Raw genomic sequence first — 12,754 nt, 5'->3', positions numbered from 1 at the left:
ATGGCCGGTAAGTATCATAGGCGGGGGTTAAAAAAGCCAGACCCCGTTCATCATCGACGCGCCACAGGTGGTTTCAAAAGAATTCACGTAACTGTCGGGGGTTCTGCGCCACCATTGCCCCCACATAAGGCCGCTGCTGTTGCGGTATTGCCAGGCTTGTTGTGCATTGTAATTAAGCCAGTTGGCATAGGTGCCCTGATAACCCCGGTCGCGTACAAACTGGCAGGCCCAGCGGGCAAAAATGGCTTTAAAGCCCTGGCAGTCGTCAGTATCATATTCATCGGGAAGCAGTCCGGCGGCATTGCACATATTGTTTTTCGTATAATCCATGGCTTTAGCCGCCATAGTGAGGTAATTATTTGATGGGTAATACGTGTGCAACAGGTTGCAGGCGCCTATAAAAGTACCTTGTGTATAAGTGCGGGTGCCTTCGGTGATGGTGCCGGCTGCATTCATGGCGCCAGCTACTGCGCCCGAACCGCTTGCATACAATTTACTCACCATCCAGTCTACCAGCTGTTTGGCTTTGGTGAGGTAACCGGCATCGCCGGTTGCCTGGTACAGGTAGATGGCGCAAATGGCAGCCGGGGCATTTACACAGGCGTTCTTGGTTGTTTTGCCTGTTGTCCACCACAACCCGCCACCGAGGTTGGTATCCCAGGCCCGGGACCATACCAGGTCGAAGTTATTTTTTGCCATATCTTTCATGCCGCCGTCATTGGTGATCCTGAATGCCCGTATGCACATCAGTGCGCCCCAGATCACATCGTCATTATAGCTGTTCGATGACCATAGTAAGCCCCAGTTATCGCGCATGCCGTTGTACAGGTATACGAATTTATTGCGCAGGTCGGTATCGTTATTGACGGTATAGGCGTCAATGAGGGTTTCTATGGCTTCGGCCTGCCGCCAGAAATCCATGCGGCCGGTATGGGTTACATCAGAATAATAATAGGCTTTATACGATGGCCCGTATGTGCCATACTGTTGGTAGAATGCGTTGTTATAGCACTGCATGGCCAGCAGGGCTTCTGCTTTTGTGGGTGGTGTACTGCTTTCAACGGCTGCTATTCTGTTGCCGTTTTTGGCGGAAAGAGTATCCGGCGTCTGGTTCAATTCCTTTTTGCCACAGGCCGATAAGGCGAGTGTTAGTATGGGAATGATCCCCGCTTTGAGGTGTTGTGAAACTTTCATATGATTGGTTTTATATGTGTTAAGGATCGACTGGCGGCAGCCAACTGGTAAGGACAGGAAAAGAATAGCAAATACTGACAGTGGGGAAAATTAAAGGGATAAAAAAAGGAGATGCATATGGCATCTCCCTGTTATATATCGTGCAGTTGCGTTACTCAGGCATTTTCAAGTTTTTCAATATCAAACTTTTTCATTTGCATGTACACCTGTATTACCTTTTGTGCTTTGGCCGGATCGCTTAACAGCTTTGGTAAAATAGCAGGTACAATTTGCCAGCTAACGCCAAACTGATCTTTTAACCAGCCGCACTGGCCTTCACTGCCCCCGTTCGCGGTTAATTTTTCCCAATAGTAATCGATCTCTTCCTGGGTTTCGCAATCCACAACAAAAGAAACAGCCTCATTGAATGTAAACTGCGGGCCCGCATTCAAACCCATAAATTTCTTTCCGTTCAGTTCAAATGTCACCACCATCTGGTTGTCGGCTGTGATCTTCGAATTTTTAAATACAGCGCAATAGAATTTAGCAGCAGCCTGCGCTTGTCCATCGAACCACAAACAGGGATAAATTTGATTAGTCATGTTCTTTGTTTTTTTGTTTGATTGATACCACAAAGAAACGGCACCGGGGAGTGCTGGAATAGAACAAAGCCGACATTATTCGCTTTGGCCGAATTTCAGGTAATCTTTTGGGGTAATACCGGTGAATTCCTTAAAAGCCCTGATATAATGGCTTTGGTCGGCATAGCCATTGGCAAAGGCGATGTCGCTGAGTTTTTTGAATTGCCTGCCGTTCAATTGCTGAAAGGCATTATTGAATTGCGAAATACGCCGGAACAGGTTGGGCGCCACGCCGATGTTCTTTTCAAAATGCCGCTGAAAAGTGCGCTCGGTAATATGCAGTTCATGCTGCACTTTCAACAGCGCGTCTTTGGATGCGTTTTGTACAATGGTAAGGGTGGCGAACCTTATAAGCTGGCAATCGACAGTGGTTTTGGTGATGAGGCTGAACACATACTCATTGAGCAGGGCAATCATTTTTTCGGTGGTACCGGCATTCAGCAACTGTTCCTGCAATGCCCGGGTTTTGGCCGGTGACAATAAGTTCAGGTCGATGGGACTGTTGGTGAGCTCCTGGGCCGAAACACCGAACAGGGAATACAACGCGAAGGGTTTGAAGAAATAAGCGATCAGCGTAAAGTTATCACGAATGGTAAGCGTATCGGGAAAAACGGTTTGCCCGAACAAGGTGAGGTTATTGCTATTGTTCTTAATAAGTCCTTTTGCCGTTTGAAATAAAAGGGTGGGGGCTCCATTGGCATACAGCGGCAACGTGAAAGGATTGGTGACCAGCACTTCCTCAATGACCAGTATCCTTTCAACATACTGGCTGATCTTTTCACCTGGTAAAAGGTTGCTGACTTTCATGGGTCCCTGTATTATTAAGGAATGCGCAAAGATACTCTTTTTACATGCCGCCCTGTTTTTTTACGGCAATGATGATGCCGGTTGCCCAGTGTTGCTTTGTTAGCACCAGGTCGATCCTGCTTTCGAGATATTGCACGAACCGGGTTGCTTTTTCGGCATGCCCTTCGGGCCAGTTTGGTTGTGGTAACATATCATCAACAATGTACAGAGCTCCCACATTCAGCATCTCCAGCACCTCATCTAACAACAGGTATTTACCATGCCAGGTGTCGGCAAAAATATAATCGAATTTTTGGTCTGCATTGTTCCTTACCCATTCCTCACCATCGGTATGAATGAGGTTTAACCGTTGGTCATGAGCCAGGTATTTACCGGCAATTGACAAAAATGTTTGGTCATTGTCGATCGAGGTCAGGGTTGAATGGCTGTCCATACCGTCAAGTATCCACGCTGTTGAAAGCCCGGTACCTGTGCCCAGCTCCAGGAATTTGCCGGCCGGTTTGCAGGCAGCCAATGTTCTTAATAAAGAACAGGTGAGCATATCGCTAGCCATCGTAAAACCACTTTCCGTAGTTTCTTTTTGTATTGACCAGTAAAAAGAGGGTATTGATTGGATGATCTCTTCAGTCATTGTTAGTTGTAATTTGCCTGACTTCGAGATTACAAAAAAAGGGCCGAATAACAGCGGAGAATGTCAATTTTTTGTTCAAAAAAGGGCCCGTATGTAAGGTGATCTTAATACGAGATCCGCAGCACTAATTACAGCGGATCATGCTTTTTAGCTTTGAATATTGGCCTGTTATAAAATAATGGAATATCATGTTTGGCACTTTCTTTTGACCCATTTTCATGTTGTTTGGTGCTTTCCACTTTTTTGCCAACATGAATAGGAATTACAGGGGCTGCCTGTTTTCTTACAATTGTCCTACGGGAATATGCCAGCTGACTCATAATGATTAATTTGACACTAATTTCGCTCGTAAATGCGCCAAAAAAAATGAGGGTAATCAATCATTTTAATGAGCTTGGTCATGATTTTGGTCATAATAATTATATTCCCCGAATTATTTTTAATGCTGAAACTAAGTCCTGGAGCGTTTCCTGTGAGAAGCCATCTTCTCCTGTCTCAATGGAAAATGCTTAAACAGCAGTTGACCCAAAAAACGGGCGTTACTGAACGGTAGCAATGTTTCACTATTGGATTTGTCTAACCTGCCCCTTAATTCGCCTAACTCGCGGCAATGTCCTTCGCCAGCGGGTTGATGCGTTGCATCTTTGAGTCATCAAATAACACAAAACAATCAGTTTATGAAACCAACAACAGCAAAGATCATTTATTGGACAGGCATCGTTTTAACCTCATTATGGTTTGGCACCAGCGGCATTTGCGAATTAACAAAGAACCCCCTTGTATGGAACATTACTTTACAATTAGGATACCCGGCGCATTTCATTTATATACTTGGCGTAGCTAAATTATCGGGCGTGGCAGTGTTGTTGATCCCGAACAAATTACTCCGGTTGAAAGAATGGGTTTTTGCCGGCGTATTTTTCGATATCCTGTTTGCCTTCTTCTCCAAATTTAGCGTGCTTGGCTTTGCGGCAACCATCGATGCCATTATTGCTTTCCTGATGGTAACAGTGACCTATAGCATGTTCCGGAAATTATATCCAGCACAAACAATGATTGCTACAAACTAAATAACTATAATAATATGAAACAGAATACTATCATAGATCTCCGCCGGTTATTCACCCTCGCCTTACTGCTTTTCGCAGTGCTGTTGAGCGGAACCCAAAACGTACAGGCGCAAAGCACCTCCTTTGATAACATCAAACAAATAAAAGCAGGTGTACTCGATATCGGGTACGCAGAAGTGGGCCCTTCCACCGGTGAACCCGTTATTTTATTGCATGGCTGGCCTTATGACATTCACAGTTATACAGAAGTGGCCACGCTGCTGGCGGCTAAAGGGTACAGGGTGCTGGTGCCTTACCTACGTGGCTATGGTTCCACCCGTTTTCTAGATGCCAACACCCCGCGCAACGGACAACAAGCTGCCCTGGCAATGGATGTAATTGAATTCATGAACGCCCTCAGGATTGATAAAGCCGTTTTGGGCGGTTTCGACTGGGGCGCCCGTACGGCCGATATAGTGGCGGCTTTATGGCCCCAACGCGTGAAGGCCCTGGTGTCGGTGAGCGGTTACCTCATCGGCAGTCAGCAGGCAAACAAAGCGCCCTTATCGCCCAAAGCAGAACAGTCGTGGTGGTACCAGTTTTACTTTGCCACTGAGCGCGGCCAAAAGGGATATGAAGCCAACCGCCGTGACTTTAACAAACTGATCTGGCAAACGGCTTCTCCTCAATGGCATTTTGATGAGGCTACTTATACACAGGCAGCTGCTTCATTCGATAATCCCGATCATGTGGCCATCGTAATTCATAATTACCGTTGGCGGCTTGGCCTTGCTATAGGAGAAGCCCGGTACAATGAGTTGGAGAAGAAGCTGGCGGGCGCACCGGCTATTACCGTACCAACAGTTACGTTGGAAGGCGATGCCAATGGGGCGCCGCATCCTGATCCTGCAGCTTATAAAGCAAAGTTTACCGGGAAGTATGCGCATCATACCATTACTGGCGGCATTGGTCACGATCTACCGCTGGAAGCACCAAAAGCGTTTGCCGATGCCATTGTAGAAGCAGATGGATTGGCGAAATAAACGATGTAAAATCGAATAAACATTCTGATAGATGTTGGCAACTGATCCTGTTCTCCAATTGGTAAAAAGGGTGAAAAAACGGTGTTCAATTCGCCTAATTCCTAATAACTTCCAGCTATTTTAAGAAGCTTCAATTATCCCCTTCATCTATGCAAAGCGAAACAATACTTTCAGATCAGCCTAAAGGGCAAGTGGATGTTCTTTTTTTGTATAAGGAAGAGGAATTTAAATATGTAGAAAGGATTGTCAATATTCTTGAAGAGCGAGGCTATACTACCTTCTTTTGGAGAAAAGATGTGCAATTTGGTCAGAAAATAGAAGAAGGTGAAGAGTATCACATGCATCTGGCCAGAAAAATAATAGTTTGCCTTGGTACCTTGGGATGGGGACCAAATCATTTGCGTTTGGTAAAGCTGGCGCAGGATGCAAAAAAAGAAATTATTCCGGTCCTTATCGGTGAGCCGCAGGCAGATGCTTATTTAGAAGCAGATCGGCTGTTTGCTGATTTCAGATATGTAAATCTCACCAGCCTATCAGAACAGTTTATCCGTGACCTGTTAAAGGCAATTGGCTTGCCTGGGAAACAGGATGACCATGTGTCCAAATTTGACCAGGTATTCATAACGCTTATGGATGGCAACGATGAGCAAAGATCGGAGGTATTGAAACAGATTAGTAGTATGGGTGAGGTTGACAAAGAGAGTATCGCCGTGCGGCTGCGTAATGATATAACAACAAAGTTCAGGCATGGAATAGCCAATGAATTGGGACGAAATGTTCGCCCATTGGATAAAATGATTTCTATCAGATCATGGATGTTAAGTGCGCTCATTTGTACAGGTGCAGAACGCAAGGAAAATAAAGAAATGCTGCTGGAGCATTTAATGTCCGACATCGAACCAGATGTAACTATTCAGTATTGGCTATTGGCGGGTCTGTACAGGGAGAAAGTAACTTACCTGCAAGCTGCGATCGATCAGTTAAAATTTCAGGAGTCTCCAGGTTCTTTAATGATGATGTTTGTTTTAGCAATTCAATCGTCAGAAAATATTGAATCACACTTCGCAGAATGTTTACAACAGGATGAATTTCTTCCCCGATGGAAAGTGTTACGCATTCTTCGTATAGTGCCTATGCCTCGTCTTGCCAAAAGTGTAGTACGGCTTATTAGAGAATTAATGCCTGCTCAACCACTGGCTTATGACGCGTTAAATGCGTTGACCAATCCGGAAATGGCGAAAGCAGCTGTGCCTTATATAACAGAACTTATTACTATTAATGGTTTTGTAGATCGATTAATCGGTGTAGTCAACTTTTCAGATGCGGGCACTATGTACCGGCTTGCCTGGGTGTTATTTGTGCTGCCTGATATTGAAGTGGATCAGGCGCTCAATGCAGCACGTAGCAACAACGAATTCAGGTTATCAGCGAATGGTCTAAAACGTATACTAAGAAATTACCGCACACGAAAAGTATCTCCGGTTTCGGCTATTGCAGGATATGCTTCTGATTCAATTGATCCTAAAAAAGATTATCTTAATATTACCAATGATGTAAAGAACCTGTCAGCTGTAATGCTTGCTAAAGATATTAATCCACCGCTGGCAATTGGCTTATTTGGTAAATGGGGTTCCGGAAAAAGTTTCTTTATGCATGCGTTGAGGGAAGAGGTTAAAACTGTTAAAAAAATATACAATGAAGACCCTCTGTCACCTTTTCATACCAAGATAGTAGAAGTGGAATTCAATGCCTGGCATTACCTGGATACGAACCTGCTGGCCAGTTTGGCACATAATATTTTCAAAACATTGGCAGGCTTTGTAATACCACACATGTCTGAAAAAGAACAGGTAGAGAATTTACAAAAGCAGATTGATAATAAAAAGAAGGAACAGCAGGATATTGAAGACCTGAAACAAATACAGATTTCTCAGTTGGAAGAAAAGGAAACTGAGCTTAAAAGATTAGAGCACCAGCGTCTTACAAGGATTGTGGAACTGAAAGAAATAAATCTGAATGATATTGAAGAAATGCTTGATAAAGAGCAAAACGAAAAACTGGCTCAATCTATAAAAGAAATAGGGCTGCCTGCTACGCGAAAAAGTATTCATGATCTCGATAACATATTGCAGGATGCAAAAACTGTAAGAGGAACCATCAATAATCTGTTCCTATCTGTTATAAATTCCCCTAATAGAACGGTTATCATTGTTTTACTCGTATTGTTGCTCGTTGGAATACCCATGCTGGGCTGGGTTCTTAAAGATTGGCTTACACATGCCCTGGCGGCAGTTACTGCTTTCCTGGCAGGAATTACAACTGTTGTTAGTGGAATAGCTGTTATTCTGAAAAATGGACTGAATAAAGTGAAAGCAGGGATCAAGACCATTGAAGCTTCCAAAAAAAGCGTCGAGGAGGTGATCGAAAGGAAAAAAGAAGTTGCCACAGAGCGGGAAAATGAATTGAAGGTAGATATTGATACGCTGCAGAAGGATATTGCTGAGAAAAAAAGAACAATTGAACAGGCAAATTCCGGTATAGTTGCCCTGGAAGAAAAACTGCGGTCATTTTACGAAGAGCGGAGCTTGTCAACTTTTTTAAAGGATCGATGTGGTTCAGTAGATTATCTGAAACATCTTGGCATCATATCGACAATCCGGGAAGATTTCAGATTGCTGCAGGAAAAAATGAATTCTAAAGCTACCATTCCCCATCTAGAATACAAACAGGTAGATCGGATCATACTCTATATTGACGACCTTGATCGTTGTCCTCCTAACAAAGTATTGGAAGTTTTGCAGGCTGTGCACTTGTTGCTGGCTTATCCCTTATTTGTAGTGGTAGTGGGTGTAGATCCTAAGTGGCTTATAAGATCTCTTGAGGCATCCTACCTTACATTTGAAAAAGAAAATAATGGAAAGGTAAATAGTGAATTGTTTATGGGAACCCCACATGATTTTTTGGAAAAGATATTCCAGGTGCCCTTTGGCCTTGAACCTATGAATGAAGAGGGATTTAATATTATGATGAATGCTTTGTTGTCACCCGAGATCAGTACAAACCAGCAGATACAAGAGCCGCAGGAAACGAGACAAGCGACAAACCCCAATTCGCCGGGTTCAGACAGCCAAGGCAATAACAGACCAGATGCTGGAATACAAAATATAATTGGGTCAGGTAATGTGTCGGATGCCAATACACAAATTGATACCCTGGCAGGCAAGCAAACCAAAGTTGATAAAGAAGAGGAATATGAGCTTATAGAAGAAGCGCTGCGCATTAAAGAATGGGAGACAAAGTTTGCTGCAGAACTTTTCCCTTTCATTACATCGCCACGTTCTGCCAAACGGTTCACAAATATTTACCGCCTGCTAAAAGCAGGGGTACCAGCTGAAGAATTATCAACATTTGAAGGTACTGCAGAAATAGCAGGGGAATTCCAATTGCCCATGTTCTTATTAGCCTTGTTGATCGGATTTCCTGCACAGTGCGGGGAAATATTTACGATATTTTTAATTAATGCAGAACAACAGAAAAATATAGCCAAAGCGTTCGAAAGAAAAACCCTGATCAGGCTGTTAGATGAGAAATCAGAAAGGCTGGCTCCACATATAAATCAAATAATAAGTGTTCAAAGTTTTCCGGGTAATGCCGAGGTAGTGAAAAAATGGGTTCCCAAAGTTGCCCGTTTTTCCTATGACTTTTTTACGTTTAATGCTAAAATGCAATATAAGACACTTGAGGGAGGGGGATCGAATTTATATGATATGAAAAGTAGCATGTAGTACTTTAAGATATCACTTTACAAGCTACATCAACTCCCGCAGCAGTTTTTCTACCTGTTCCCGCATGCGTTTGTTTTCTTCGTTGATCACCTGTTGATAGTAGCTGGTTTGGCCGGGGTCGTGCATGACAGTTTTGTTGCGCAGGGCTTCGGCCGCAACAGACATGGTGCTGAGTGGGGTTTCCAGTTGTTGCATCAAATATTGTATGATCTTCTCCCGGTTATCATAAAACAATTGTTGCCGCCGGTCGCCCAGGATAATGGCCACCCAAAATATTGCTGCCAGCATTAAGGTAAAAAACACGGCTGCTGCAATGACCCAACCCAGTTCTTTCAAAGCAATTTTCTTCCAGTAAGGTACTACCAGCGTTAAAGGAGGAGCCGCAATTTCCTGCCGGCCAAAAGGAGGCAATTCATAACACAGAACAAGATTAGCCGGGTTGGCTTTTAGTTTTTCATTAAAGTCACGCGAAGCAAGCTGTTTATTGCCCGAACCGAAAGAATATTCAAATTGTAGATCGCCCAATCCCTTGGCGGAAAACGATTGTTGAAGCAGGAAGGCAAGCTCGCTGTTTGTTAAAACATCTTTCGAATTGTTGGAAGCGATCTTTTCACCGGTTCTTGCCATACAGCTTATAACCCGCGATTTGAATCGCTCCAATTTATCTTTTCGCAGGGAAATTACATAACTGTATTGAATGACAACAAAGCCAGTCAGCAATACACTAAAGAAAGCAATTTTGAGTTTTGTAGATCTTCTCCCCATGAGCCAAGGATTTAAACAGCAACCCGATACTAAATTAAGATTAAGATATTCCCTGGCATGGCATAAAGCAGGCAGGAACGGGGATTTAACTAAGATTTATGGGAATGCTTTTCGTGATATTGCATCCTGTTAATGCGGGCACCATTTTGTAATCTCCATAAAAGCAGTATTTTACGGCCATGAAAACGATCTGTTTATCCCTGGCCTTTATCCTGGGGCTTTTTGCCTGTTCGTCACCCGGTACAAAAACCAAAAAGCAGGATGTGCTGATTAAAGATACTAATGCTTCAACCGTAGCTAACACCTCGGAAGAGCCTGTTGATTCACTAACCCCGTATCCTGAAGATGACTTAACGGTGCCGCCTTATGGCCTCGATACCGTAAAAGCCCTGATTGATAAAATTAAATTTGTAGATGACCCCGATGGTGGGGAGATGGGAACCAAAGCGCTCGACGCAAACCTGTATGTCGGGCTGTCGTTCAATGAAAAATTCACCTATCACATGATCCATGCAGAGAGCTACAGCCAGAACTGCGCTATCCTGCCCGTAAGAACGGATGAAGCGAACCGCATTTACGGACATTTGCCCCATATTTTCGGGGATTTTAGCTGGAGCGAACGGCAACTGAAATTTTTTACCGAGAACCGCGATGCGGTAGAACAACTGATGAAACCCCTGATCCAGATCAACAAAAAAATTGGCGGAAATTTCAGGGAAGCCATCGTTGAAATGAATGCCAAAGAACTGATCCCTTATTTGATCGAATTCTATAACAAAGAAAAGAAGGATCATTATGTATTGACAGTACTGATGTTGTTGATGAAAGAAAATAAGTATCCCGAATTCATGAGTTCCACTTCATACAAAAAATTGTATGACTTTAAGGATGAACAATATGAAAATGAATATGGAGCTTACCTCGTTTATAATAAAGCGAATGAAGCCCTCATTATTCAACGCGCCACTAATTTTTACAATGGGCTACAGGCGAAATAACCGTTTTCTTATCCTTTATATCGTTTGTAGTGCCTGTATAAAATCAGTATTTTACCGTTATGAAACCTTTTTATTTATTCCTGGGCCTTATGCTGGCGCTTTTTGCCTGTGCCGCACCCGATGCAAGATCACAAAATGCATCCCATAAAAAGGATACTGCTTCAAAAGCAACAAACCCTGATGAAGAGTATGTTTTTAAGCTAATACCATTTATAGATAAAAGTATAATGGAACCCCCTTACGGTCTTGATAGGTTGAAAGCACTGATAGCAAAGATGGAATCGGAATCTACCGACAAATTTATTGTAGCAACTCAGCTTGATGCGAAGGTGTATGACTCGCTTTCATTTAACGAAAAATTCACCTATCACATGATACACCCGGAAAGCTACAGCCAGAATTGCTCTATACTACCCACAAGAACTGATGAAGCGAACCGGATATACGGACAATTGCCACATATCTTCGGGGAATTCAGCTGGAGTTCACGTCAATATAATTTTTTTAAGGATAACCGCGATTCGGTGCAACAACTGATAAAGTCAGTAATAGAAAAGAACAGGGCGGTAGGGGAAAATTTCAAGAAAGCCATTGTTATCATGAATTCCCAAGAGCTTATCCCTTTGCTTATAGGGATCTATAACAAAGAGAAGAAGGATCATTACATACTGACTGCACTTATGTTGTTGATGAAAGAAAATAATTACCCTGAGTTCATGAAATCTGCTTTTTACCGGACATTGTACGATCTGAAGACAGGTAGATATTCCGCCCACCTGACATACAATAATACCAATGAAGCGCTTATAATTCAACAGGCCACTAATTTTTACAATGGGCTACAGGCGAAATAAGGAGGCGCTTGCGCTTGTGCTGCTGCTGGGCGCAGTAACTGCCATGGCGCAGGACCATAAAAAGTTTGTGGTGGTGCCAAAAGGTATTTACGAAGTGGGGAAGAGCACCAGCACACAAAATCCATTGCGGAAGGTAACCGTGGATAGTTTTCGCATTGCCATTTACGAAACCACCAACCGGGAGTTTGCAGCATTTGTTGCCGCCACAGGTTATATAACAGACGCAGAAAAACAGCACAATGCCCTGGTGTTTGAACCGGGGCTCGATGAGTTCAGGTGGAAGAACGACAGTACGGCTTACTGGCGGTATCCCAATGGCGTAAGCCGCGGCGGCATCAACGACCGTATGAACCACCCCGTTACCTGCATCAGTTACCGCGATGTGCAGGCCTATTGCACCTGGGCCGGCGTACGGTTGCCTACACTCGATGAATGGGAAATTGCCTGCCGCGCCGGCACGCACACCAATTATTTCTTTGGCAACGACGACAGATCCATAAAAACATATGCCAACGTATGGCATGGCCACGATCACAAAAAAGCCGATTACAGCGATGGGTACATGTACACCTCGCCTGTTGGGCATTTTAAACCCAATGCCTGGGGCTTATACGATATGTATGGCAATGTATTTGAGTTCTGCACCGGCAAATTAACGCCTTCCGAAAGGCCTTCCATTGCCCATGCCCGCGGCGGCAGCTGGTGGTGCAGCAGCAGCGCCTGCCATGCCTTTAATTCTTACAGCATTGGCCAGGTACATGTTCATGCCTCTTTCAGCAACCAGGGGTTCAGGGTGGTTGAAAAATAACCTCATTCAAAACGGCCCTTTTATTTTGGCCGGGGGACCGGGCAGGAGCTGTTTATTTCCGGACAGTTCTTATAGCTTCTTATTGCCGAACGCTTTACCAGTAAAGGGATTCAGGAATTGGCACACCCATTGAGCCCTCCTTACGGCTGAGGCATCCGTATGCCCGGACCCTCAGCTCCTTCAAACGCATTAACATGATA

12 protein-coding genes are annotated in these 12,754 nt (G+C 43.9%); 6 read left to right on the top strand and 6 right to left on the bottom strand.

What is annotated here, in order from left to right:
* Nucleotides 1-27: 27 nt before the first annotated feature.
* From A3860_RS39500 to A3860_RS39480, 5 genes are all read right to left on the bottom strand, one after another.
* Complete coding sequence (locus A3860_RS39500; RefSeq protein ID WP_081156103.1) at nt 28-1,194, bottom strand: glycoside hydrolase family 76 protein; 1,167 nt, start codon at nt 1,192-1,194, stop codon at nt 28-30.
* 155 nt (nt 1,195-1,349) lie between these two features.
* On the bottom strand, nt 1,350-1,775 hold the full coding sequence (locus A3860_RS39495; protein ID WP_081156102.1) for a VOC family protein: 426 nt from the start codon (nt 1,773-1,775) through the stop codon (nt 1,350-1,352).
* A 75-nt stretch (nt 1,776-1,850) separates the two neighbouring features.
* Nucleotides 1,851-2,621, bottom strand: a complete 771-nt coding sequence (locus A3860_RS39490) for a helix-turn-helix domain-containing protein (RefSeq protein WP_081156101.1) — start codon at nt 2,619-2,621, stop codon at nt 1,851-1,853.
* Between the two features lie 40 nt (nt 2,622-2,661).
* On the bottom strand, nt 2,662-3,252 hold the full coding sequence (locus A3860_RS39485) for an O-methyltransferase (RefSeq protein ID WP_081156100.1): 591 nt from the start codon (nt 3,250-3,252) through the stop codon (nt 2,662-2,664).
* A gap of 128 nt (nt 3,253-3,380) precedes the next feature.
* The gene (locus A3860_RS39480; RefSeq protein WP_081156099.1) at nt 3,381-3,572 is read right to left on the bottom strand and encodes a hypothetical protein; all 192 of its coding nucleotides are present in this window, start codon (nt 3,570-3,572) and stop codon (nt 3,381-3,383) included.
* Nucleotides 3,573-3,929: 357 nt separating this feature from the next.
* On the opposite strand from A3860_RS39480, the gene A3860_RS39475 reads away from it, so the two are divergent.
* From A3860_RS39475 to A3860_RS39465, 3 genes are all read left to right on the top strand, one after another.
* Nucleotides 3,930-4,322 carry a DoxX family protein gene (locus A3860_RS39475; protein WP_081156098.1) on the top strand — a complete coding sequence of 131 codons (393 nt, stop codon included), beginning with the start codon at nt 3,930-3,932 and terminating at the stop codon, nt 4,320-4,322.
* Between the two features lie 14 nt (nt 4,323-4,336).
* Nucleotides 4,337-5,344 carry an alpha/beta fold hydrolase gene (locus A3860_RS39470; RefSeq protein WP_081156097.1) on the top strand — a complete coding sequence of 336 codons (1,008 nt, stop codon included), beginning with the start codon at nt 4,337-4,339 and terminating at the stop codon, nt 5,342-5,344.
* A gap of 149 nt (nt 5,345-5,493) precedes the next feature.
* Nucleotides 5,494-9,129, top strand: coding sequence for a P-loop NTPase fold protein (locus A3860_RS39465; RefSeq protein ID WP_081156096.1), 3,636 nt, complete (start codon nt 5,494-5,496; stop codon nt 9,127-9,129).
* 24 nt (nt 9,130-9,153) lie between these two features.
* Here the strand turns inward: A3860_RS39465 and A3860_RS39460 are convergent, their stop codons facing one another.
* A complete protein-coding gene (locus tag A3860_RS39460; RefSeq protein ID WP_081156095.1) occupies nt 9,154-9,894 on the bottom strand; it encodes a histidine kinase dimerization/phospho-acceptor domain-containing protein in 741 nt (246 codons plus the stop codon).
* A gap of 179 nt (nt 9,895-10,073) precedes the next feature.
* Between A3860_RS39460 and A3860_RS39455 the strand changes: the two genes are divergently transcribed.
* From A3860_RS39455 to A3860_RS39445, 3 genes are read left to right on the top strand one after another with little or no spacing between them, the layout of a single operon-like run.
* Nucleotides 10,074-10,892 (top strand): hypothetical protein, encoded by an 819-nt coding sequence (locus A3860_RS39455; protein WP_081156094.1) that lies wholly within the window; start codon nt 10,074-10,076, stop codon nt 10,890-10,892.
* 59 nt (nt 10,893-10,951) lie between these two features.
* On the top strand, nt 10,952-11,746 hold the full coding sequence (locus A3860_RS39450) for a hypothetical protein (RefSeq protein WP_081156093.1): 795 nt from the start codon (nt 10,952-10,954) through the stop codon (nt 11,744-11,746).
* Entirely contained in the window at nt 11,727-12,554 is an 828-nt protein-coding gene (locus A3860_RS39445) for a formylglycine-generating enzyme family protein (RefSeq protein WP_081156092.1), read from the top strand. The genes A3860_RS39450 and A3860_RS39445 overlap by 20 nt, the downstream gene beginning before the upstream one ends.
* The last annotated feature ends 200 nt before the right edge of the window (nt 12,555-12,754 follow it).

The sequence above is a fragment of the Niastella vici genome (assembly GCF_002077945.1).
GTDB lineage: Bacteria > Bacteroidota > Bacteroidia > Chitinophagales > Chitinophagaceae > Niastella > Niastella vici.
Note: the sequence above shows the minus strand (reverse complement) of the source record. Positions and strands in the feature narration are given on the sequence as shown.

Bases quoted from the DNA above. Each gene is read 5' to 3' on its own strand.
- A3860_RS39485 (WP_081156100.1), bottom strand. From the start codon at position 3,252: ATGACTGAAGAGATCATCCAATCAATACCCTCTTTTTACTGGTCAATA.
- A3860_RS39460 (WP_081156095.1), bottom strand. From the start codon at position 9,894: ATGGGGAGAAGATCTACAAAACTCAAAATTGCTTTCTTTAGTGTATTG.
- A3860_RS39450 (WP_081156093.1), top strand. From the start codon at position 10,952: ATGAAACCTTTTTATTTATTCCTGGGCCTTATGCTGGCGCTTTTTGCC.
- A3860_RS39490 (WP_081156101.1), bottom strand. From the start codon at position 2,621: ATGAAAGTCAGCAACCTTTTACCAGGTGAAAAGATCAGCCAGTATGTT.
- A3860_RS39470 (WP_081156097.1), top strand. From the start codon at position 4,337: ATGAAACAGAATACTATCATAGATCTCCGCCGGTTATTCACCCTCGCC.
- A3860_RS39445 (WP_081156092.1), top strand. From the start codon at position 11,727: ATGGGCTACAGGCGAAATAAGGAGGCGCTTGCGCTTGTGCTGCTGCTG.
- A3860_RS39480 (WP_081156099.1), bottom strand. From the start codon at position 3,572: ATGAGTCAGCTGGCATATTCCCGTAGGACAATTGTAAGAAAACAGGCA.
- A3860_RS39465 (WP_081156096.1), top strand. From the start codon at position 5,494: ATGCAAAGCGAAACAATACTTTCAGATCAGCCTAAAGGGCAAGTGGAT.
- A3860_RS39500 (WP_081156103.1), bottom strand. From the start codon at position 1,194: ATGAAAGTTTCACAACACCTCAAAGCGGGGATCATTCCCATACTAACA.
- A3860_RS39475 (WP_081156098.1), top strand. From the start codon at position 3,930: ATGAAACCAACAACAGCAAAGATCATTTATTGGACAGGCATCGTTTTA.
- A3860_RS39455 (WP_081156094.1), top strand. From the start codon at position 10,074: ATGAAAACGATCTGTTTATCCCTGGCCTTTATCCTGGGGCTTTTTGCC.
- A3860_RS39495 (WP_081156102.1), bottom strand. From the start codon at position 1,775: ATGACTAATCAAATTTATCCCTGTTTGTGGTTCGATGGACAAGCGCAG.